We start from the raw sequence: 21,884 nt of genomic DNA, 5'->3' as shown, positions 1-21,884 counted from the left end.
AATTTAAGTCAGGTAAAAATCTAAAAATCAGGTTTATGAAAAATTTATTATTGATTTTATGTGTATTGGCAGTAGGTACTACTTTTGGCCAAAACTCCTATCAAGCAGTGGAAATGAAGGATGGGCCATACACCTATAGTATTGTCGAGGGGGATCCTACTAATACCCGATTCTACACTTTGGATAACGGCTTGCAAGTAATCTTGCACGAAAACAGAACGGAGCCAAAAATTTTCAGCCTTTTCACCACTAGGGCTGGCAGCAAAAATGATCCTTCAGACAAAACAGGATTGGCACATTACCTTGAACATTTGCTTTTCAAAGGAACCCAAAGCATCGGCACTTTGGATTATGAAAAAGAAAAGGTATACCTCAAAGAAATAGAAAACCTCTATGAGAAGTACAATTCCACCAGCGACGAAGGGGAGCGCAAAGAAATCTACAAAGGCATAGATTCAGTTTCAAATATTGCTTCCCAACTAGCGATCGCCAACGAGTATGACAAAATCATGTCAACCTTAGGATCTGACTTTACCAATGCCTTCACTTCTTTTGAGAACACATCCTACATGGAGTTTGTCCCATCCAACAACTTGGAAAAACTATTGGCTGTACAACAGGAAAGATTCGAAAATCCTGTTTTTCGCCTATTCCATACAGAACTGGAAACTGTATATGAAGAGTACAACATGTACCAAGATGAGGGATTTTTCAGGATCTTCGACCAGATGTTTGCTGGATTATTCAAAAAACACCCTTATGGCACCCAGACAACATTAGGTACAGCAGAGCACCTCAAAAACCCTTCGATTCCTGCTATTTATAATTTTTACAACAAATATTATGTACCCAATAACATGGTCGTGATTTTGGCGGGAGATTTGGATTTTGAAGAAAGTATCCGATTGGTAGACAAGTATTTTGGTGATTGGGAAAAAGGAGATGTGCCTAATTTTGCCTTTGAAGCAGAGGATCCTATCTCTCAACCAGAAGAATATTACATCACCACGCCTGATGAAGAGAGTGTTGCCATTGGTTTTAGGATGCCTGCGATAAAGGATCAGGATGCATTAAAAGCGGCTTTGGTCAGCTATATTCTCTCCAATGGGAAAAGTGGTTTAATTGATAGAAACCTAGTCAAAGAGCAAAAAGTATTGGAAGCTGAAGCCTTTGATTACCTTTTGTCCGACTATGGACTGATGTTTTTGACCGGAAGGCCATTGGAAGGTCAGGACCTCAAAGAAGTCAGAACTCTGATCTTAGATCAGATTGACTTGCTGAAATCCGGTGATTTTGATGAAGATCTGATCGAGGGTACGATCAATAATTTCAAAGTGAACCGGCTTAGAAGGCAGGAAAGCCCTATTGGTATGGCTTTGATATTCAATGAGCTTTTTACCACTGAAAAATCATGGGAAGACTACCTTGCCGAACTGGATGAAATGGGAAAAATAGGCAAATCGGATATTGTAAACTTTGCCAATCGCTATTTTGCTGATAACCATGTTTCAGTGTACAAACTCACAGGCAAAGATTCTTTGGCAATCAAAATCGAGAAACCTGAAATTACAGCCATTACCATCAATAGAGATGATCAGTCTGAATTTTTCAAAAAGCTAGAGGAGCAACCTTCGGAATCACTTCAGCCAGTATATTTGGATTTTCAAGAAGATATAGATTTTGGAAAAATACATGACGATGTTCCGCTTTGGGTGGTGAACAACACACTGAACAGCCTCTTTTCGCAATACTTTGTTTTTGACATGGGCAACTTGCATATCCAAAAATTGCCTTTTGCAGTGGAGTACCTCAAATTGATCGGGAGCGAAAGTAAAAGCAATGAGCAACTGAATAAGGAATTGTATAACCTGGCGATCAACTTCAATATTTCCACCTCAGATGAATTGGTGTATGTATGGTTCACAGGTTTGGAGGAAAACAGGCAGGAAGCAATGAAGATCATTCAAGACCTGATCCGCAATCCAAAACCAAATCAGGAGGCTCTGGAAAAAATGGTAGAAGCCAAAATCAAAGAGCGAAATGACAAGACCATTAACAAAGATGAAATCTTCTTTTCGGCGCTGAACAATTTTGTAGATTATGGTGAGGTAAACCCATACAATACAGCACTTAGCAATGAGGAATTGAGACAGCTTAAAGCGGAGGAATTGACCGAATTGATCCAATCCTTGTTTGATTACAAACACAGGATATACTATTATGGAGTGACCGATAAAGACCAACTGGAAAATGAATTAAAGGAAAGTCATCCTTTAAAGGCAAGTTTGAAAGATTACCCTGCCAAAAGGGAATTCAAAAGGCTGAAGGCAGATAAAAATCAGGTGTATTTTGTCGATTACGATATGGCGCAAGTGGAGATTGGCTTACAAAGATGGGACGAAGAACCTTATGATCCAGCTGATGCAACCATCATCCGTGCCTTTAATGAATATTATGGAGGCAATATGTCCTCTGTTGTCTTTCAGGAAATCCGTGAAGCTAGAGGTTTGGCCTATTCCACTTATGGGTTCTTCTCCACACCAAGTAAAAAGGAAGACCCTTATAAGGCAGGTTTTTATGTAGGCACCCAATCCGACAAAATGGCTATAGCATTTGATGCGATGCTAGACCTGATCAATAATTTCAAGGAATCCGAACAAAGTTGGAATGTGTCCAAGGGTGCTATCAAAAAAGCCATTGAAGCTGAAAGAATCACCAAGACTGCTATCCTTTTCAATTATCAGGCAGCTCTCAAAAGAGGCCTTGATTATGATATCCGAAAGGACATTTACAAAAATATAGACAGTGTCGTATTGCAGGATATCAAAAAGTTTCATGCTGAGAAAATGAAGGATAGGTCATGGAATATCCGAATGGTAGGTGCAAAGGAGAAGCTCAACTGGGAAGATTTGGAGAAAATCGGTGAAGTGAAAGAGCTTAAAACGAAGGATATTTTTGGGTATTAAAATAAATTAATATGATTATCCGCAATCATGCCACTAATCAATTAAACGAGTGTTTATTGGCAAACGGATACTAATAGATATTGGATATTTATAGATATTGGTTCGAAATCGCAGGTTAATTCTATTATTTAGATTCTACTGGCATGAAAGCGGATATACATATAAATTAATTTAAAAAACCGCAGCAAGGCTCAATTTAATAATTGGGATTTGCTGCGGTTTTTATTTTGGAGTGCGCTATGGTTGCCTGTAAGAAACAAATTACTGCGGCAGTCAATGAAATCATCGGGGAGGGAAATAGAGCACATATAGAAAATTATCAATGAGTGGTTTTGCTCAGTTGACGGAGACGAAAGGGATCTCTGGTTTTATTTTGAAGATGAGCAACCTCAGGAGTTGAAGGGGTTTCAAAATACAAGTGATAATGATTGCTGCAACCTGGGTTGAAGCTGGATTCGCAGTTTGGGCAGGTATTGTCAGAAGCCATATAGTCCTCAATGCTCAGTTCTTCAGCACAAACGCCGCAAAGGATGGCCTTTTGGTCAAATTCTGAAATCGGCCATACTTCATGATCGTGGTCTGCTTCTTCTTCATGACAAGAAAAACAAGGGTAATACTTGTCACAACACTTGAATTTGATCGCAATGATGTCCAAGGCCGAATGCCAGTGCACACAGCGGGTTTGTTTATCGATGGATTTCCCAAAGACATTCACTTCACCGATTTGAATAAAATTGAATGGCCCCTCAGTCTTTTCTTGGGCAAAAGCGGAACTGGAAAAAAGCATTATCAGAACTAAAGTAATTAAAGGGGTTATTTTCATTCTAGGGTGTTGTTTCTGACAGGTAATTGAAATGGGTTTATCTTATGAGTGCGGGAATTCAAAAATAAGAAAATTTATCTTGAATGGCTCTTCGAAATTTGCAATTTCGAAGCCAGACAAAAAGGGTTTGAAATTTCAGTTGTAAAAGTTATCGATGACAGACTCAAAAGAGACGTCACTCTGACGAAGGAAGAGTCTCCTAAACTTGCAAGATCCTCCAACCTTCGTTGGATCCAGCCCCTAGTCATTAACAACCTTTTTCTAAGTAAAAGTAAAAATTTTTTTATGGGTGCAACTAAATATTAAACGACAATATTTTATATTGCAATAGACTTTTAATGCGTGTTTTTAAAAAGTGATTGAAGTTTGGTATGGCATTTTAATTTAAATCTTTTTGAATGAAGCTTTTCTCTAAAATCAAAGAAAACCAGCTGCCTTTGCATGGTATCATGTTATCAAGCATAATGATCATTTTCATAGCCTCCAATTACATCGTATTTGCTGAGATCGGCCCCAAACTTGAATGGAACATATCTTTCAGTTGGTTTTATGCTTTGTTGATCTTGGGTTTCGGTATATCATGGATCTATACTGGTGCGATCAACAAGGAGTACAAAAAAGTAAAAGCCGTATTATCGGAATCTAAATCAGCAGAAGCCGCCATCCAAGGCAAGCTCAAAACACTATCCCGAAAAGAGCGGGAAGTGCTTCACCTTATCCTCCAAGGAAAAAGCAACCAACAAATCTGCGATGAACTTTTTATTTCCCTGAGCACCCTCAAATCCCACATCAACCATATTTACCATAAAATGGAAGTCAAAAGAAGACAGGAAATAATGGCGCTTTTTGGGTGAATGAGAGGGCGTACAAGGAAAATCAACCTTTTTAGGGACTAAGAGATTAGGCTTATTTTTCATTTCCTTCCAACCTTCCACAAAAATTTAAGGACAGGAAAAATGGAAGAATTTAATGATTCATTAAACTCAGTTGTACAGGATACCATTCCCGCAATACCAAGCGATCAAGAGGAGATATATGCCAAATTATTCAGTTTAATAAACGAAGTTAAGGCAAATACAATTCCGACAGAGCTGACACAAACAGATTTTGATGAGTGGACTGGACTTTTTTTGGCTTCAATAGCAGCAATCGGTACCTTCTTAACAGCATATTATATTTACAAAGATTATAGACAAAACCAGATCAATACTTCCTTTCAAGAAAGTATTTTCAAAGACCTGCTCCGGCATTATTATAGGAATTTCATTGTATTGCATGCCATGAAAATCAAACTAGAGAACAATAGTTACAACAGCTATCCATCAGAAGAACATATCCTGAAATTCAAATCACTACCCGAAGACCTAAGAATTAACCAATTCACCACCTCCACCAAGAACTATGATGTATTGCACAGGTTCGAACTTTTGTTGAGGAATATCAATACGGAGATTGATGTCTTTTTGGAGCACCTGAAAAACCCGAATTTACCATTAGATGTCAAGCAAAGGGATATGAAAGCCATGGCATTTAAGTTTCCGATGACTTCAGAGAGAATCCTTGAAATCACGCAAACCTTAAAGGTAGATTTCAACACAAGGGAAAAATTTACGGCCTTTTTAAAAAGTGTAAGTGCGGACAATGTCCAAAGAAAAAAATCGAAAGAACCTTCTTTAGAAAGCCAGCAGCTTATTATCCCAACAAGGGATGAAAACTTCTTCGATCAACTGGATTTAAAGCAAGACTTGGATACCGATATAAAGTTAGAATATGATATTATTCAATTGATTCCATTTTGATAGGCAAAGGTATTGAACTACTATCAAGCGCCGCAGGACAAAAATGAAATTCAAGTGGGTTATAAAATATGCGCTTTTTGAGTGAATAGAAGGGGTTATAAGTAAAATCAACCTTTTTTGGGACTTTGGTTTTAAGATTTTTAAAAAGAATTTTCCGCAAATTTAATCGTATCCTATGAACTAGATTAATTTTTATTAATTATGAAAAGAATTACTTTGCTTATTTCGATAATGATTTTTGCAATCACACAATCAATTTCTCAAAGCCAAGATTCAGAAAACAAAAAATTGATAGGACGGATAAATTTAGCAGGAGACGCTAATTATACTCTTCAATATTCAATTTTGGATGAACAGCATCTATACGAAATAATAGATAACAGAAATACTGGATCAACTTTAAAGAGTTTTAAGTTAATTTTCAATGATCAAATAGTTTTCCAGCAAAACCTACTTGCAGCATTAAATGATATTGACATATTTAATGATAAAAGTCATTTTAAAAAATTAGTTAGTGAAGAAAGCCAGAAATATTTTTATGCTTTTCAAGTTATGCGTCCGGCTGTAAATGAAGCAGCAAAGGGTCCAATTGCAATGACAATGAAGTTTGGACAAACAGCTGAAATAAGAAAATCGGTTAATGGTTCAAGTGAGTTTGTTAGAAGAAGGGATTTAATCAATTTTTTAGAAAACAATGGACTTTTAGATTCTGCTTCGAGCGAAAAATTGAATAATAAAAGGTATTTTATTTTTAAAAAAGAAATCAAAAATTTTATAAATATTTTTAATTTCGATACTATTGAAAAGTATGAAAAACAAAATTTGTTAAATTATTTAACCATTTCAGAAATCAATGATATTCTTAAGTTAAATAGAGGCGATAAGGATAAATACCAAATTTTTTATAATAAACTTGGGGAGGATTTATTTAAAGAATTAAATATTCTTCAAAAAAAGGCAATTACTGAACCTAATTTCAATAAAAATACTCTCTCTGAATTTCAGAATTACCTTAGAGAGTCTAAAAGATTTTTACTTGATAAGTTTTCTGATGCAATAAAAATAAGAAACAACTCTGATTCAAATTTTGAAAATATAATTGCTGAGACAAACAAGGAAATTACGACTTATAAAATTCAGGAAACAGGTTTCACTGATAGAGTAACAACTTTAACAGAAGAATTAAATAGAGTTAATCTAAATATCATAAGTATACAGTCAAGCTTAGTTGCCGAAAATAAAACCTTAGAAGATGAAATTAATAAACTTAATGCCATCAATGGCAATGCCGAGAACATATACGAAAATGAAATTCAAATAATAAATGAGACAATTAATAATAAAAGGCAATCTATAACAAATCTATCTGCAAATCTGATAGATGCTAATAATATTAAAATTCGATTTGAAAATGAATTTTCACAAATTAATTCTAAAATATTTGATGTTTCAAAATCAATAAGAGAAAAAGAGGACTATGTGAAGAAATACGAAGATAGTTTGAAAACTAATAAATTATTTATTCGAAAAATTGAAAATATTTATGCACAAGAACTTTTTAAAGCTGGACTAATTAATGTCAAAATTAACAATATTCAATTTGAGTTTAATAATGGATTTTTAGAAAATATGGTCATAATGACTGAGCCAAAATTTGATTTTACTATTGATGATAGTTTAATTAGGCCAAGTCAGAAACATGTCAAATTCACTAATAATTATCCTCTTGGTTTTTCTTCCAAAACTGATCTTGAAAATTTAAAAAAGGTTGAGTTATTTGCTATTCAAGATAAAAAAGTAGAATATGTTTTGGACTTCAAAGATGTGGTGATAAATATTGAGGAAATACTGGAACTAAATAGAAAAGATTATAGCCCAAAAAATAAAGCTGTAAAAGATATTAACCCAGAGACTACTAAAGAAAGGGATTTTCATAAAGATAATAATACCCAGATTCTTGAAGCGAAGATTTTCTCTGATTTATCAGGGATTAATGCATCTAAGCCGAATGGCTTAATTCAATTAGAGGTAGATAAAGTTATTCCGCTTCTTACCAAAAGACGAACAAAGTCTGATACTTATTGGCCTTTCAGGTGGATGATAAACAAAAACAATAATTATGGTTTTTTCAACTATATTAAACCTGAATTTACTTGGTCAAAAATTGAGCAAAACCTAAGGAGTTTAGATTTAACAGTAGCAGAACCTGGTACAATTTTCCAAATAAATAAAAGGGACACCTTAATAAATAGTAACAATGAAATCTTGATAGATACTATTTTATTTCAAAATAGAGCACTTTTAGCATCAACCTTAGATATCAGGCAATTTGAAATGCTAAGTGTCGGAGCAGATTTCAATATTTGGTTTTTAGATTTACCTTATGCGAAATCAAGTTTTTATTTAAATGCTGGTTTCAGGTTTGGTAGAACACTTCTAACTTTAAACGATAGTGTTTCTAAAAATGAATTTGGAATGAAAGGATTTACGAATACCTTTCAATTTATGCCAGAGTTTGGTTACAAAATCAACGGGGATGAAAGGTATGGCTTGGATTTTAGTTATTCTCCAAATTGGTTGATTTCTGATTCAAGAGGTTTTATACAAACCTCAGATACATTCGGGATTTTTGAGACAAATGAAACTTTCAATCATCAACAACAAAATAAACTACATAGATTAACCCTTTTGGCTTATTTTAATATTACACCAAGTACTACAGGGAGATTGTTTTTCAGATTTAGATCTTTTCATCAATGGAAAAATTGGTCAAATAATTTTACACAATACCAATTAGGATATAGCTTCTATTTAACCAGGTAATAATATTCTAAAGTCTGATGCAAGAATTTAAATTTGGAATTATTTTTGAAAAGATGCACTTAAAATCGTCCTAAATTTTAGGATAATTGGGGAGTTCCTACCCACTCCCCTATCCTATCAATAATCCCCTCCTGCCACTTCTTCACATCCTCACCAACAGGCAAAAAAATCAAAGAACATTCTATTGAAGAATCCTTAGATTGATTAATTTCTACATATTTCCCTGAGATATCTTCCAGTTCTCCCGGATAAACCAAGGCTACTTTCTCAGCTTCAAAATAATGATGATATGCATACATCTGTCGGATATCTTCTACGGAAGGTCGATTGTCTGTAAGTAGCTTCCATTTGGTGTCTAAAACGTAATTGCCGTCATTAGCTTCAATTAAGATATCCGGTCTGATAGTTCTTCTCGGGCCTTTTGATGGACTCCAGAAATATTTTCTTCTTTGGGTATGTACTTTAAAGCCTTTTTGCTTTCTCAGACTAACTGCAACGAACTGTTCCCAAAGTTCATTCATATCAAACATCAATGCGAGAACATGATTTCTTCCTTTACTGAGGTCAGGATGGTAATGTAAAAGTAGAAGTCTGGAAATCTGCATTGCCTTTTGGTAGCGCTGTGTTTTCCTGTCCAGAATAATTTTTTCAAAAGTAGCTTCTGAAATCTTTATATCTGGCATTTCTGGAAAATGGAGTAACAACGCTCCTATTCTACTATGCAGCCTTGAATTGGTATTGAGCAGCTTGAGCAGATGGAGTGTTTTATACAGTATGTAATGCAGAGTATGCGACACATCATAAACGGTATGCTTGACAAAGAAACGTTCCTGATGGACCAGGTTATATTGGATATGCTTCCCAAACTGCAAACTGCCTTTTAAAGCGTTTACATTTCCATTTACTTTTCTGTATTTCTTTATCAAACCTGAATGAAGCAAATATTCAACTTCAATGATAAAAAGCTCAAAATACAGGTCAAGAATGGTATTGGATTTTAGATTGAGGCTACTTGAACTTGGTGTTTGAACATCAAAGCCATGAACAGCTTTGAGCATGCCTAAAAGGATTCTCTGCCATTTGAATTCGTCTCCCAAAGAGGGCTTTTTCTTGTCAGCTTTCGGCAGAACTTCAATCAAAGTGTTTCCTACTTGAATAACTCCTACAAATTCCTTGAATCGAATTCCATTATGAATCAGGTCAAAGTAAGGAATACCCTTTTCCCCATAAAACCGCTGACAAGACTTAAGCACATCTGTATCGAATTTTCCATTATTGGGAAATTCTTGATCAAGCTTTATTGACTGGTGTTCAAAAACGGTGATATGATTTCTCAGACTGTTCAAATCAGTTCACTATTTCAATAATGGCAGCTTTAAAAGCATCATCTTCCATATCAGAAAGATTCTTCAATCGGTAGATTTTTCTATCAGAGAAGTCATTGGCTTCATAGTCATTGAATTTCTTGAATTTTACAGCATCATTTTCTTCAATTTTCTCAAAAAACTCCTCACCTAAAATCAATCCTATCTTTCCATAATCCCCAAAGAAATATTCTTGAAGAAGGGGGATAATCTTATTTTGAAACGCTGACTTCAATTGATCTAGACTGTAAACGTTGATTAAATAGCTGTGTCCAATTTGATGATCTTTGTCTAGAAGTTTCTCAATTCTTTGATTGATTATACTGAGAAGCTGCGAAAGGTCAATCCCTGAAAATGAAACAGTTTTGCTAAGAACCTTTTCCATTTTTTTTGGTAGGAAAGTTGAATCATCTGATAATTTACGTTCCCCATAATCACGATACTTTTTATCAGCTATTATTTCTAAACCTAACAGTTGACGTAAATCCTTTTCAGAAGAATCGTAAGAGGCTTTTGAAGGACCATATAGACCATCATTCATAAGCCAGAACCTACTAAGGACTTCAAATGGAGTTAATAACTCAGGCTTTGGTGCCATCTCTTCAAAAGTAAATCTCCTTCTTAACGCAGCATCCAGTGCTTCTACACTCCTATCAGCCGTGTTCATGGTGCCTATGATATAAAGGTTTGCAGGCACCCCAAATGGCTTTTTACTGTAAGGAAGGATCACTTCCAATGCTTCTTCTTTACCTATTCGCTTATCTTCTTCAATTAAGGTTATCAGTTCTCCGAAAATCTGAGATACATTACCTCTGTTTATTTCGTCAATGATCAAAACGAAGTTGCCCGTCGTTTTCTTTGATTTGAATTTCTCCGCTAATTTGCTGAAATCAAAAAAGGACTTATAAACCGCATTGTATATTGTCGATCTACCCGAAGAAAGAATTTTTTCAATTTCTTGTCGGGTATTGATATTTGGATCAGAAACATCCAGTCGTTCGTCAAATATTTTTTTGATTCCATTTTTTCGGGCATGAAATAACCTTCTACCCTCCTTGTCAGGGTCATCAGTGGTTCGTTTAAACCTAACATTCAATACTTCCTCTGTACTATCTTCCTTTTCAAACTTTATTTCACTTGACACAGACTTGAATACCACCTCATCCGATTTGGACATTAAATGATCATAAAACTTTTTCCAGAGTATCTCGAAGTCCAAATCAATCAGTGCTCCTCCTTTAGCCTTTTGACAAAGTCTTTTGAAAATACCATCTTGGATTTCATATTGTATAGGTTTCTGCTCATCAATAGTCTTTTCGGATACCTCGTCTTCCTCTTTTTCTTTTATTGTAGTAGGCTTTATCCCTTCAATAAAATCCTCATAACTGATACTTTGGTGAAAAGTCGTAAAGACTACCTGTCCATTTTTTACCAAGCGTTCGTATTCTTCTTTGATTTTAGCTCTGTCTTTTTTCAGATCAAAATCAGGATTAACAATTTGGATGGCTTTATTGATGGTGTGGTAGGTCTTACCTGTTCCCGGAGGACCATAGAGTATTTGGTTGAGTGAAAAATTTTGAGGGGTCTGTTCTTTGCTCATTTTAGGTTGGGGTTTGTTTTTAGTCAAAAAGTCATTTAAGTAGCTTAATCTATTTTCTATAATTGGTTCCATTTTTTCAATAAGATTTTCCCAAGTTCTTGGGAAGTTCTGATCTATTTTTATACGCCAGTGGGTATCATCTAGGATTTTTTGACGATAAGCTTTGTATTTATTATTTGGGTCTGAAAAATTTAAATCACACTCAATATTCAGATTTGGAAAACCATTATCGAAATTTGACATTGAAATTTTTAAAAAAATATCTTTTCCAACGTTTTTATGCTTTTCAGGAATAAAGCCAACAAGAACGTATGGTTTCAGTGTAAGTCCTTTTTTTGGTCCATTTCTTTTATTGGGAACTTCATTGTAGTTTTTTATGAGATCCATATTCAGCTTATCTGAAAATTGATCAATCAAATAGTTGATTTTTCTTTTTGTATCATTAAACCAAATAGTTCCTTTATTTTCTGAGCTATATGGTTGATTAATATTAAATTTAAAGTCATTAATATTGGTTAAGTCGAAGTAATCCATAATTGTACATTTTTTTCAGCTTAGCTCTCAAAGAATTTACAAGTAATTAAAAAGCCGGATAAAAGATTGGGTTTGGAATATATTAAGGGATTAGGGGATTTGCAAGGTACAATATGGTGAAAGGCGAAGAATACGCGCTTTAAATTAAAAGAAAGTGTATCTATCCATCTCTTCGAAATTTGCAATTTCGAAACCTAAAAAAAAAGAATTCAATTTCAAACAGCATAGATCAGCTGACATTTAACCCCACATTAAGTATTTTGAACTTCATCCAATTTTAACCAATTTCATGCGATAATACGCAAAAAAGTGGGCTATAAAATTACCCCTTTGAGGGCTTTGGAACTGGGATTTTATTATAATCAATCATAGTTATGAACACATATAGAGAACAGATTATTGAAACGATCAATGAGTTATGGTCAGCTAGGATTAAAGTTTTTGGTTGTATTGTGACTTTGGCCATGTCCAATGACTACAAAGATTTAAATGAAACAATTGAAATTGGGGAAATTATCGAATTCCAATATGCCCATTTCGAAGGCATTGAAGACACCAATATTCAAAAGATGATCAGCATGTGTAAGCATATGGATGAAACGATCAATAGCTTGATGAATCTCAATGGAATTGGAATGGAAGAGGTCGATATTTAGAAATTAAACTTTTCCACCTCCACCCCTAGAAGACTGGAAACCTGACCAATCACTCCGCCACCACAGCTGCCAATCCTAGTATCATAGCAGCCGGAACAATCAAGTACCAAATCATGCCTTTTGATCTTCGGTAACTTGCCATATCCTCCCGGTTGGAGACTTTTTGTTCCAACTCTCTTCTATTGATTTCCCTGATCTGGGAAAAGGAAGATAAATATAATTGTTGACTAAGGACTACCGTGTCAGTGGCTTGGTTGCTTTGATCAAGTTCGGAATAACTGATACGGCTAATGATTTGTAAAGGCGAATTGGCTGCTTGAAAAAATGCATTCTTTGACTCAATGTTTTGATCAAAGACTGGATACACTGCCCATGAACTACTCAACTTATCTTCAGCAGTTTCAATTATTTGCCGTCTTATGTTTAAATAGGAACCCACAATAAATGATTGGGGAGGAAGAAATAAGTTCGTCGGGGTTTGCTCTATTACTCCCTCAAAAACAGCATTAATTCCAGTACCTTGTGCAAACATCCTGATACTTCCAAAAATAAAAGCTCTGCCATCAACAAATGGAAATGCTTCCCTGTTGACAGTATAAGCGGATTTGGTCATATCTATAAGAATTGGCTGATCGGTTTTGTTTTCCATAATGATGCTGACACTGCCATTTGAATTATTGAAGGCATGGGATACTTCCAATCGATTGGGAGCGGCATCTTGGAATTCATGTTGTTCAGTTGGATATTCTTCATTATGCTGAAATTGGGCTACATAAGAGGTGGTACATCCCATCATTAAAAGCGAAAAAAAAAGCGGGATTTTCTTCATAGAGGATTGGCTTTTAATTGAATACTCAAAAGATCTTATATACTCTTACGAAAAAGAAAAATTAAGTTTTCCTTGTAAGAATAAACTTAACTTCTTCGAAATTGCTAATTCCGAAGCCTTAAGAAAACGGTTTGAATTCCTTTTTATATTCTTTTGGGAATACAAATCCCAAACCCAAAACAGCACCAAAGCCCGCACATCACCTCCCCCATATTTTCCCAAATTAGTACATCAAGCCATGAGGAATGATTCTTGACCTACTATAACCGAAAATCAATTCAAATTTAAATTGTTTCATTATGGTCAGTACAAAGAATATCGCAAAGGGAACCCTACAAATCGTCGCTTTTGGGAAAAAGAAGGATGAAGATGTGGATAAGGGAACAAATAGAAGCACTCCAGGAAATTCTGAAGGTGCTAGACCTCCGGAAAAAGAGGACTATGAAGACATCAAGGAAAAAAAGAAAAAGGATGATAAGCAAGAAAAAAAGGAATCTTAAATTCCCATTTATGGCAAAAATTTGCCTGATTAGCGCCTGTTAAAAAAAATTATGTATATCCGTTTTCATACCAGTAGAATCTAAATAATAGAATTAACCTGTGATTTAGAACCAATATCAACAAGTATCAAATATCTATTAGTATCCCTTCGCCAAAAAACCCTCGTTTAATTGACTAGTGGCGTGATTGCGGATAATCATGAAAAAAATATAGGAAAACCAACTTCCTTCTAGAGGTTGGTTTTTTGTTTTCATCTGCTAATACTAATCCCATTTATCTGTGATCACCCGCGTTATCTGTAGTTAAATTCATAGGCATAAAAAAAGCCCCAAAATCGGGGCTTCTTTATATAGTTGGTTTAGTAAAATTTAGTCTGTAATCCTGATAGACCCACTGCTTACTTTTCCTTTTACAGTATGATCAGAATTGTTATTGATTTTTAAACTTTTGGAACCTGATTGGTTCCCAACTTTAATGCTGCCACTTCCTGATTTCATTTCAAAATTATAGTCATCCAATTGACTTGATGTCTGTATCTTGATATTTCCGGAATTGGCTTGAAATGAACTGCCTGGGCCGAAACCTGATTGCTCTGCCCGGATACTCCCACTGCTTGCGCTTATATCGCCCATCTCTGACACATTGTTCATTCGGATGCTGCCAGAACTAACTTTGGCATCCACTTTTCCTTGGATATCTTCAAGTTTGATACTTCCCGAGCTTGCCTTGGCCGTCAAATCCCCAAGCATATCTTTCAGTCTGATACTCCCAGAACTTACCTGACAATCAAAATTACCTGCAAGCCCTTCTCCCCTGATACTACCTGAGGATGCGGCAATGTTTCCACGGTCTACCTCTATGCCCATCACTTTGATACTTCCTGAACTGGCCTTGAGGTTGACTTGTTCGTGGCTCACATTCATCACATCCACTGATCCCGAACTACATTTCAAGTCCAACTTCATTTCTTCAGGGCCTATCAGCGTAATAAATCCGTCCATTTTGGAACCAAAGTTCCAACCCACAATCTCTGTATCACCCACAAGTTCTATTTTCAATTTCGAACCTGATTGACGGTACTTCACTTCAAAACCCTTGTCTTCAGGTACTTCCAACAAGGCACTTAGAAACACATTTTGTTCCCCGGCCCTACCCTCATAGGAGACTTCCAAAAATCTACCCTCAACTTCTATTTCCTTGACACCGGAAAAGGTCTCTTCGTATTCCTTGGTTTCTGTATTTTCTGGAAAATAGCAGGCAGTAGCCAAGAGACTACAAGTCAATACCACTGCCTGTATCCATAAATTTTTAGTCATTTCCTTGGGTATTTGGTGTTGACAAAGGACCTCCATTAGACATCATAGACAAGGTCTCATGAGCTACTTTGATATTGTATTCATAGGCCAGACTTTTGTAGTTGACCAAATCGACAATAGTACCAATAAAGCATAAACCGACGGTCAATAGGTAAAGAATTCCCAGCCCTATCTGTCCAAGGATAAAGCGATGCAATCCTGCGAATCCGAAGAATCCCAAAAGACAAAGAATCAAAATCATCTGATTGTCTTTTCTTCTTGCTCTGTAAACCTGGGCAAAAAGGCTTGCTTGCTCGTCATCCATATTCTTTAGGATACCTTGGATATATCCCAATTCCATTCCTTCCAATTCAGGAAGGTGTCTTAATACATTAGCCATAGTGATTAGTTGTTTTAATGTTTCTGATTAATTCAATTATGCGATAAATGATCACAGCAAAAGCAAACATGGCCAAAGGGTGCATGGACCAAGAAGCTTGAAGGTCTCCTTTGGTGAGTAGGCTCATGGATCTCCCCAACCCACACCCAGGGCACCAATGAAATCCTAGGTTATCCAAAGGGCAAAGGGTAAAATGCTGCGGTCCATAAGGGTCTATGAAAAAGATACCAATCAAGGCTCCGATCCAAAAGACCAACTCCAAAGGAATTGTCTTCAATATGTCTGTGATTCTTTTCATTTGCCCATCAAAGTACGAAAAGGGTGCCATATGCCAAAAAGGCTCTTTTTGACCTATTTTAACCATTATTCACATCAAAAAATATTAATAACGGACAAAAAGTGTACGATTATGAACGTTTCAAGGTAGGTACGGACAGTGCTATCTCATGGCCAAATTTGACCCTTTGCTGACTCAAAAACTCACGGCGAATTTTCCCATAGTTCACTTTTGCATTGCCTTCTTTCCAAAAATTGAACTTCAATAGGAACCTAAAGGCATCTTTTGGCAAGGTCACTTTTTCCTTTAGATCCAAAGCTTCAGCTGCTTCCTTCCCTACAAAAAATGCTACCATGGTTTCTGCCAAATCAGCCAAATTGGTATCCGGTATTTCTGATTGATAAAAACGGAGTAAGGAACGGGTCAGCAATTTACCTGCATCTGATTCTTTAAGGTGCCTTCTTCTGATCAGTTTTTCAAGTTCAAATGCTTCCTTGGCATTTTCCGGCCAAAATTCAACATCTATCCCCATATGGTAACCAATCACTTTCCAATAGTGTAAAACTGCCTCTAAAACTTCCTTTCCTGGAAATTTGCGAAGCTTCTCCATTCCACGCATTACCAAAAGTGAAAATGCCAGATTGGTACCAAGCATATCCTCCTGATTGATGGGTATCCCCCACTCTTTTGTCCAGTCTTGGGTATATTTTTGGATAAAAAAGCGGCTAAAAGCATGGATCAAGCGCACTTTTGCAATGCTCAACAAGGCCCTTTCGTCAGAAATAAAACTTCCTGGACGAAAACAATCCAACAAGAAAAGCGCTGTTTCAGATAGTCTCTTTCCGATTTCATCTGTAATCCGCTTGGATCTCACTAGCACTTGAGCCCCATCTGCAAAAGCATAACAATAAGGTAGTGAATAAAAACCCAACATGGATAAGTAATACTGCCCATTTTGGTCGAAATATTCCTGCGCAAGCTTTATTTTTCCCAATTCCAAAAAATCGACTTGTACCGTAAAGCTTTGGAAGTATTTTTGCACTGAAGCAGGAAATTCTACCAATTCATCTCTTGTAGGCATCTTGGTAAAAGTATTGATCCGCTCTGCGAAGGCAGGGTTGCTATATAGATCCAAGACTGCCGCATCAGCCAAGGGGTCACCCTCATTACGAAGGGCGTCCAGGTTTTCAGATTGGTATAATTTCAATTTATCCACAGCTAGCTAACCTTATTCAAGCAAATAGGTTTTAGAAATATATACAGTTATATGTACAAAACACTCACCCTCTGCATTTTCATTCTATTCAATACATTTTCAGCAACTCAAGCCCAAACAGCAACTGATTTAATAGTAATAGATGCCAAGGCGACAGGAAGCAAACTTAAACTAGAAAGCGGAACTGAAAAAAAAATCACGGACAGAAACCTTTATGACAATCAGCCAAATTTTATCAATGAGGAGCAATTGGCTTTTTCTGCGGCTGACGACAAAGGCAACCATGACATCATTATTTACACATTTACTTCCAATAAGTTCGTCAATTTGACCAAAACGCCGGACCTGAATGAGTTTTCTCCAGCCATCACCGATTGTGGGTTGTACGTTTCAGCTGTCACAGTAGAGGAGGACGGTAAACAAAGGCTTTGGCTTTACCCTACCAATTTCGGCGAACCGGAATTGCTCTATGATGACATTGAGCCAATAGGGTATTATGATTGGTATGACAACAAAGCCGCAATGTTTGTCCTTGGACAACCCAATACATTGGTTTATCCATATGCCAAAGAGGATATTTTGACTATCAGTCAACAAGTAGGCCGTTCCATCAAAAAACGTCCTAAAACCTCTGTAATCACTTACATCGATAAGAATGACAGTCAAGAAATAGATGGCGAAAAAGTTTTTGCAATCAAAGGTTTTGATTTGGAGAAAAAGGAATCTCACACATTTGGGTATGCCCTTCCTGCATCAGAAGATTTTATTTGGCTAAACAAAAACTTATTATTGATGGCAAAGGGAGATGAATTATTTATCCGAAAAGCCAATAAAAAGGAATGGATTTCAGTCGGCACTATCAAGCAGGATGGATACGAAAACATAAGCCGAATGGCCTATTCTCCCAAACTTAAAAAGCTTGTGGTCGTGATGGAGAGGAAATAGACTTGACGCTCTTGCCAGTCTGCCGGCCTCGGTTCATATCCCCACGAACAGAAACAAACTCATTTATGATTTAATCGTTTTTCATGACGATACGTCAGCCGAAGATTTGTCACGTCCTAAAATTACTTGACACTTTTATATTTGTTTTGAATATCGTCCGTACCTACGGTACTTTGAATACTCACACTTAATATTTAAACCCGGCAATAAATTACCGGGCTATTATATCTGTCATGCCTATGGCATTTGGTCCTGTCTTGATTTTTCTAAACTCTCGATTCTCGTCTCTCGCTTCCTCTCCTTCATCCTTTCTCTCTCGCTTCTCGCCTCTCCTAAGGTTTCACCATCACATATTCATAAGTCGCCTGCAATCCCAGCGGAATACCCAAAGTCCAATACAACAACAAAAACAGTGACCAAACCACCAACAAAACCAATGAATAAGGCAACATGATAGACACCAAAGTCCCTATGCCGGTCGACTTGACATAGCGCTGACAGAAAACCACAATCAATGGGAAATATGGAAGTAGTGGTGTAATGATGTTGGAAACAGAATCTCCCACCCTATATGCTGCCTGTGTCAAATCAGGAGATATACCCAATTGCATCAACATAGGCACAAAGATAGGGCTGATCAGCGCCCATTTTGCAGAAGCTGAACCTACCAATAGGTTTACAAAAGCCGTCAAAATCACAATTCCAACAATAGTAACCTGCGCGGGCAATTGCATGGCCTGCAAGACATCAGCACCTTTCAAAGCCGTAAGAGCTCCTATATTTGACTTTCCAAAAGCATCGATAAACAAGGCACAGAAAAAGGCCATTACGATATAGTAAGCCATACTGCCCATGGCTTTGCTCATGGACTGTACCATATCTTGGGCACTTTTGTAAGTACCACTCAGAAAACCATAGACAACTCCAGGTATCCAAAACAAAATAAAAATCAATGGCACAATGGACTTCATCAAGGGGGCACCAAAAGAAGTGATTTCGCCTTCCGGATCTCTTAATGCCGAATCATTTGGGATAGCCCAAAGCACCAATAAAATTACGCAGACAACCATTGTTGCGAAAGCAATCCAAAAGGCTCTTTTTTCACGCATATTGAGCGTTTCCATTTTTGGAATATCTTCTATATTGCCATCAATGGCCACATTTTTATTCAACCTTGGCTCTATCACCCTATCTGTTAGATACCAAACAGCCGCAACTACCACAATACTGGAAAGTCCGGTAAAATAGATATTATTCAGTGGATTTAGGGTAATGTCAGCATCGATGATCTGTGCTGCTGACTGGGTAAAGCTTTGGATCAAAGGATCTATACTTGACGGTATAAAATTGGCGCTAAACCCTCCGGAAACACCAGCAAAAGCTGCCGCTATCCCCGCCAAGGGATGTCTTCCGGCAGCATAGAAAATCACCCCACCCAAAGGAATAACCAATACATACCCGGCATCTGCGGCCGTGTGGCTGACTATTGCGACCAAAGTCAAGATGGGGGTCAAAAGCATTTTTGGTGTAATTCCAAGTAAAAACTTTAACCCTGCATTGATAAATCCGGAATGTTCTGCCACTCCCACACCAAGCATGGCCAATAATACTACACCCAAGGGAGGGAAATTAATAAATACCCCTGTCATATTTCCCAAAAAATTGGCAAATTGGGTACCAGTAAGTAGATTCTGCACCCTCAGATCTGCACCTGTCCTAGGGTCAATAGCTCCAAAATCTATTGGAGATAATAAGGCTGACATGACCCAAGTGATCAACATCAACATTAAAAACAACATTGCCGGATCAGGAAGCTTATTGCCTGCTTTCTCTATGAAATCTAAAAACCTGTCTAAAAACGTCTTCTGCGAGGAGGTGGATTTGCTCATTATGGGTCATATTCAGTTTCCTCAAAAATAACCATGCTTTCCAAATATCATACTATTCCTTCATGCTAAACTTATTTTTATATGAGCTTTAACTTACAAGAACCGCCAAAGGAAATCCTCGATGAGCTGAAACTGCTCCAGGATGCTTTAGATCAAGAGATCCCTCCAAAGAAATTAGATAGAAATGTCTTGATCTGCACTTGGAATATCCGGGTTTTCGGAAACCTCACTATGGATTGGGAAGCTGCCGACAATCAATCGCCAAAACGTGATGGACACTCTCTGCTCTGTATTGTCGAAATCATCAGAAGGTTTGACATCATCGCTGTGCAGGAAATCCGAGGTAATTTCAAAGCATTAAGGGAAACAATGAGATTGTTAGGACCTGACTGGAGCTTTTTGATGACTGATGTCACAGCTGGATCTCAAGGAAATAATGAGAGACTGGGCTTTATTTTTGACAATAGAAAAGTAAAGTTGTCTGGTTTGGCTTGTGAAATTGTCATTCCTGACGATGTTCTGGAAAAAAACAGGGCTATAAATCCTGATGCCCTCCAAAGGCAATTTGCCCGTACCCCTTATGGAGTAAGTTTTCAAGTCTCCAAAAATACCTTTGTTTTGTTGACACTACATGTTTTATTTGGGTCAAAACCAGCGGATCGTGTGGCGGAAATAAAAGAAATCGCCAATTGGATCAAAAATTGGTCTACCGAGCTAAATTCTTGGAACCATAGTTTGATCACTTTGGGAGATTTCAATATAGTGAGAAAAGGTGATCCTACTTATGATGCCTTTGTGTCAACAGGTCTTCATGTACCTGAGGACCTTCAAGACATAGATAGGACTGTTTTCAAAAAAACATACTCCTTTTATGATCAAATAGCTTGGTTTGATGATAATATTTGTCTGAATTACGCCCAAGGAGGTGTGTTTGATTTCAGAAATTTGGTTTTGGTAAAACGTCCTTATACCTTAAGCCAACTTTCTTTTAGGATATCAGATCACTTTCCACTTTGGGCTGAGTTCCTAACAGTTTAACCTAGTAACCTTATATGTTGAAAAAATCCTTATTCTTACTGGCTTTTGCATCATTCCTGACCGCAGGCCAAAGTTTTGCACAAAAAAACAACATCAGTAAACTTACCGCCAAGAATGCTGAATTGGTTAAGTTGAGTGATGAATATTCATTTACGGAAGGACCTGCAGTCCACCGTAATGGAGATGTTTATTTTACGGATCAACCCAATAACAGGATAATCCGCTGGTCTGCTACCAGAAATGAACTCAGTGTCTATATGGAAGATGCAGGACGTTCGAATGGCATGTACTTCGATCGGGACAGCAACTTGATCACCTGTGCGGATGAAAACAACCAACTTTGGTCAATCAACGACAAGAAAGAAGTAAAAGTCTTGATAGAAAATCATAGGGGAAACCTGCTAAATGGCCCAAATGACCTTTGGATATCGCCTTATGGAGGCATGTACATCACTGATCCCTTGTACAAAAGGGAATATTGGGAACGTGATCCCGAAATGCAACAAGACGGAGAGCATCTCTATTTTCTCAGCCCTGATAAGATGCAGTTTATCCGTGTGGATGAAAGTCTTGTCAAGCCAAACGGTGTCGTAGGAACACCTGATGGCAAAAAGCTTTATGTAGCGGATATTGGAGACAACAAAACTTATGTGTATGAAATTACCGAAGATGGCTACCTGACCAATAGAAAGCTTTTTGCAGAAATGGGCTCCGATGGTATGACAATTGACAATAGAGGGAATGTTTATTTGACTGGAAAAGGAGTTACTGTATTCAACTCACGCGGCAATCAGATTGGACATATTCCAATAGAGGAAAATTGGACAGCCAATGTAGTATTTGGAGGTACAGATAGAAAAACGCTTTTCATTACTGCAATGGGTTCTGTGTATACCCTTCAGATGAAAGTTAGGGGTGTTTGGTAATTC

The 21,884-nt window shown here is 37.0% G+C and carries 18 protein-coding genes; 9 read left to right on the top strand and 9 right to left on the bottom strand.

Features of this window, described 5'->3' with window-relative positions; translation table 11 throughout:
* Window positions 1-35 precede the first annotated feature (35 nt).
* On the top strand, window positions 36-2,966 hold the full coding sequence (locus CLW00_RS19290; RefSeq protein WP_106135349.1) for a M16 family metallopeptidase: 2,931 nt from the start codon (window positions 36-38) through the stop codon (window positions 2,964-2,966).
* Between the two features lie 319 nt (window positions 2,967-3,285).
* Here CLW00_RS19290 and CLW00_RS19285 read toward each other — a convergent pair whose 3' ends face one another.
* Window positions 3,286-3,789, bottom strand: coding sequence for a CHY zinc finger protein (locus CLW00_RS19285; RefSeq protein WP_106135348.1), 504 nt, complete (start codon window positions 3,787-3,789; stop codon window positions 3,286-3,288).
* Window positions 3,790-4,187: 398 nt separating this feature from the next.
* On the opposite strand from CLW00_RS19285, the gene CLW00_RS19275 reads away from it, so the two are divergent.
* From CLW00_RS19275 to CLW00_RS19265, 3 genes are all read left to right on the top strand, one after another.
* Entirely contained in the window at window positions 4,188-4,643 is a 456-nt protein-coding gene (locus CLW00_RS19275) for a response regulator transcription factor (protein WP_106135346.1), read from the top strand.
* Window positions 4,644-4,745: 102 nt separating this feature from the next.
* Entirely contained in the window at window positions 4,746-5,588 is an 843-nt protein-coding gene (locus CLW00_RS19270; RefSeq protein ID WP_106135345.1) for an aldo-keto reductase family protein, read from the top strand.
* A 201-nt stretch (window positions 5,589-5,789) separates the two neighbouring features.
* The gene (locus CLW00_RS19265) at window positions 5,790-8,411 is read left to right on the top strand and encodes a hypothetical protein (protein WP_106135344.1); all 2,622 of its coding nucleotides are present in this window, start codon (window positions 5,790-5,792) and stop codon (window positions 8,409-8,411) included.
* Window positions 8,412-8,488: 77 nt separating this feature from the next.
* On the opposite strand, the gene CLW00_RS19260 is transcribed toward CLW00_RS19265, so the two are convergent.
* Both CLW00_RS19260 and CLW00_RS21730 read right to left on the bottom strand, forming a co-directional pair.
* On the bottom strand, window positions 8,489-9,757 hold the full coding sequence (locus CLW00_RS19260) for an McrC family protein (RefSeq protein ID WP_106135343.1): 1,269 nt from the start codon (window positions 9,755-9,757) through the stop codon (window positions 8,489-8,491).
* Between the two features lies 1 nt (window position 9,758).
* On the bottom strand, window positions 9,759-11,375 hold the full coding sequence (locus CLW00_RS21730) for an McrB family protein (protein ID WP_245917401.1): 1,617 nt from the start codon (window positions 11,373-11,375) through the stop codon (window positions 9,759-9,761).
* Window positions 11,376-12,283: 908 nt separating this feature from the next.
* Between CLW00_RS21730 and CLW00_RS19250 the strand changes: the two genes are divergently transcribed.
* On the top strand, window positions 12,284-12,565 hold the full coding sequence (locus CLW00_RS19250; RefSeq protein ID WP_106135342.1) for a hypothetical protein: 282 nt from the start codon (window positions 12,284-12,286) through the stop codon (window positions 12,563-12,565).
* A gap of 49 nt (window positions 12,566-12,614) precedes the next feature.
* Here CLW00_RS19250 and CLW00_RS19245 read toward each other — a convergent pair whose 3' ends face one another.
* Window positions 12,615-13,394: a hypothetical protein gene (locus tag CLW00_RS19245; RefSeq protein ID WP_146131461.1), complete on the bottom strand. Its 780-nt coding sequence runs from the start codon at window positions 13,392-13,394 to the stop codon at window positions 12,615-12,617.
* A gap of 299 nt (window positions 13,395-13,693) precedes the next feature.
* On the opposite strand from CLW00_RS19245, the gene CLW00_RS19235 reads away from it, so the two are divergent.
* Complete coding sequence (locus tag CLW00_RS19235; protein WP_106135339.1) at window positions 13,694-13,894, top strand: hypothetical protein; 201 nt, start codon at window positions 13,694-13,696, stop codon at window positions 13,892-13,894.
* A 369-nt stretch (window positions 13,895-14,263) separates the two neighbouring features.
* Here CLW00_RS19235 and CLW00_RS19230 read toward each other — a convergent pair whose 3' ends face one another.
* The 4 genes from CLW00_RS19230 to CLW00_RS19215 all read right to left on the bottom strand — a co-directional run bounded on the left by CLW00_RS19230 (window position 14,264) and on the right by CLW00_RS19215 (window position 17,083).
* Entirely contained in the window at window positions 14,264-15,211 is a 948-nt protein-coding gene (locus CLW00_RS19230) for a DUF4097 family beta strand repeat-containing protein (RefSeq protein WP_106135338.1), read from the bottom strand.
* Complete coding sequence (locus tag CLW00_RS19225; RefSeq protein ID WP_106135337.1) at window positions 15,204-15,590, bottom strand: TM2 domain-containing protein; 387 nt, start codon at window positions 15,588-15,590, stop codon at window positions 15,204-15,206. The genes CLW00_RS19230 and CLW00_RS19225 overlap by 8 nt, the downstream gene beginning before the upstream one ends.
* Window positions 15,583-15,888: a DUF2752 domain-containing protein gene (locus CLW00_RS19220; RefSeq protein WP_106135375.1), complete on the bottom strand. Its 306-nt coding sequence runs from the start codon at window positions 15,886-15,888 to the stop codon at window positions 15,583-15,585. The genes CLW00_RS19225 and CLW00_RS19220 overlap by 8 nt, the downstream gene beginning before the upstream one ends.
* Window positions 15,889-15,997: 109 nt before the next feature.
* Window positions 15,998-17,083 (bottom strand): oxygenase MpaB family protein, encoded by a 1,086-nt coding sequence (locus CLW00_RS19215; RefSeq protein ID WP_106135336.1) that lies wholly within the window; start codon window positions 17,081-17,083, stop codon window positions 15,998-16,000.
* A 51-nt stretch (window positions 17,084-17,134) separates the two neighbouring features.
* Between CLW00_RS19215 and CLW00_RS19210 the strand changes: the two genes are divergently transcribed.
* Window positions 17,135-18,028 carry a hypothetical protein gene (locus CLW00_RS19210; protein WP_106135335.1) on the top strand — a complete coding sequence of 298 codons (894 nt, stop codon included), beginning with the start codon at window positions 17,135-17,137 and terminating at the stop codon, window positions 18,026-18,028.
* A 332-nt stretch (window positions 18,029-18,360) separates the two neighbouring features.
* Here the strand turns inward: CLW00_RS19210 and CLW00_RS19205 are convergent, their stop codons facing one another.
* Window positions 18,361-19,917, bottom strand: a complete 1,557-nt coding sequence (locus CLW00_RS19205; RefSeq protein ID WP_106135334.1) for an AbgT family transporter — start codon at window positions 19,915-19,917, stop codon at window positions 18,361-18,363.
* An 81-nt stretch (window positions 19,918-19,998) separates the two neighbouring features.
* Here CLW00_RS19205 and CLW00_RS19200 point away from each other — a divergent pair, with 81 nt between their 5' ends.
* Both CLW00_RS19200 and CLW00_RS19195 read left to right on the top strand, forming a co-directional pair.
* Window positions 19,999-20,955, top strand: coding sequence for an endonuclease/exonuclease/phosphatase family protein (locus CLW00_RS19200; protein ID WP_106135333.1), 957 nt, complete (start codon window positions 19,999-20,001; stop codon window positions 20,953-20,955).
* Between the two features lie 14 nt (window positions 20,956-20,969).
* The gene (locus tag CLW00_RS19195; RefSeq protein ID WP_106135332.1) at window positions 20,970-21,881 is read left to right on the top strand and encodes an SMP-30/gluconolactonase/LRE family protein; all 912 of its coding nucleotides are present in this window, start codon (window positions 20,970-20,972) and stop codon (window positions 21,879-21,881) included.
* The last annotated feature ends 3 nt before the right edge of the window (window positions 21,882-21,884 follow it).

Origin of the sequence: Mongoliibacter ruber, assembly GCF_003003005.1 — a bacterium.
GTDB lineage: Bacteria > Bacteroidota > Bacteroidia > Cytophagales > Cyclobacteriaceae > Mongoliibacter > Mongoliibacter ruber.
The sequence above is the reverse complement of the archived record's forward strand: the minus strand, read 5'-3'. Positions and strand labels throughout refer to the sequence as shown.

Bases quoted from the DNA above. Each gene is read 5' to 3' on its own strand.
- CLW00_RS19195 (WP_106135332.1), top strand. From the start codon at position 20,970: ATGTTGAAAAAATCCTTATTCTTACTGGCTTTTGCATCATTCCTGACC.
- CLW00_RS19220 (WP_106135375.1), bottom strand. From the start codon at position 15,888: ATGAAAAGAATCACAGACATATTGAAGACAATTCCTTTGGAGTTGGTC.
- CLW00_RS19245 (WP_146131461.1), bottom strand. From the start codon at position 13,394: ATGAAGAAAATCCCGCTTTTTTTTTCGCTTTTAATGATGGGATGTACC.
- CLW00_RS19250 (WP_106135342.1), top strand. From the start codon at position 12,284: ATGAACACATATAGAGAACAGATTATTGAAACGATCAATGAGTTATGG.
- CLW00_RS19285 (WP_106135348.1), bottom strand. From the start codon at position 3,789: ATGAAAATAACCCCTTTAATTACTTTAGTTCTGATAATGCTTTTTTCC.
- CLW00_RS19275 (WP_106135346.1), top strand. From the start codon at position 4,188: ATGAAGCTTTTCTCTAAAATCAAAGAAAACCAGCTGCCTTTGCATGGT.
- CLW00_RS19230 (WP_106135338.1), bottom strand. From the start codon at position 15,211: ATGACTAAAAATTTATGGATACAGGCAGTGGTATTGACTTGTAGTCTC.
- CLW00_RS19270 (WP_106135345.1), top strand. From the start codon at position 4,746: ATGGAAGAATTTAATGATTCATTAAACTCAGTTGTACAGGATACCATT.
- CLW00_RS19205 (WP_106135334.1), bottom strand. From the start codon at position 19,917: ATGAGCAAATCCACCTCCTCGCAGAAGACGTTTTTAGACAGGTTTTTA.
- CLW00_RS19235 (WP_106135339.1), top strand. From the start codon at position 13,694: ATGGTCAGTACAAAGAATATCGCAAAGGGAACCCTACAAATCGTCGCT.
- CLW00_RS19290 (WP_106135349.1), top strand. From the start codon at position 36: ATGAAAAATTTATTATTGATTTTATGTGTATTGGCAGTAGGTACTACT.
- CLW00_RS19225 (WP_106135337.1), bottom strand. From the start codon at position 15,590: ATGGCTAATGTATTAAGACACCTTCCTGAATTGGAAGGAATGGAATTG.
- CLW00_RS19265 (WP_106135344.1), top strand. From the start codon at position 5,790: ATGAAAAGAATTACTTTGCTTATTTCGATAATGATTTTTGCAATCACA.
- CLW00_RS21730 (WP_245917401.1), bottom strand. From the start codon at position 11,375: ATGAGCAAAGAACAGACCCCTCAAAATTTTTCACTCAACCAAATACTC.
- CLW00_RS19210 (WP_106135335.1), top strand. From the start codon at position 17,135: ATGTACAAAACACTCACCCTCTGCATTTTCATTCTATTCAATACATTT.
- CLW00_RS19200 (WP_106135333.1), top strand. From the start codon at position 19,999: ATGAGCTTTAACTTACAAGAACCGCCAAAGGAAATCCTCGATGAGCTG.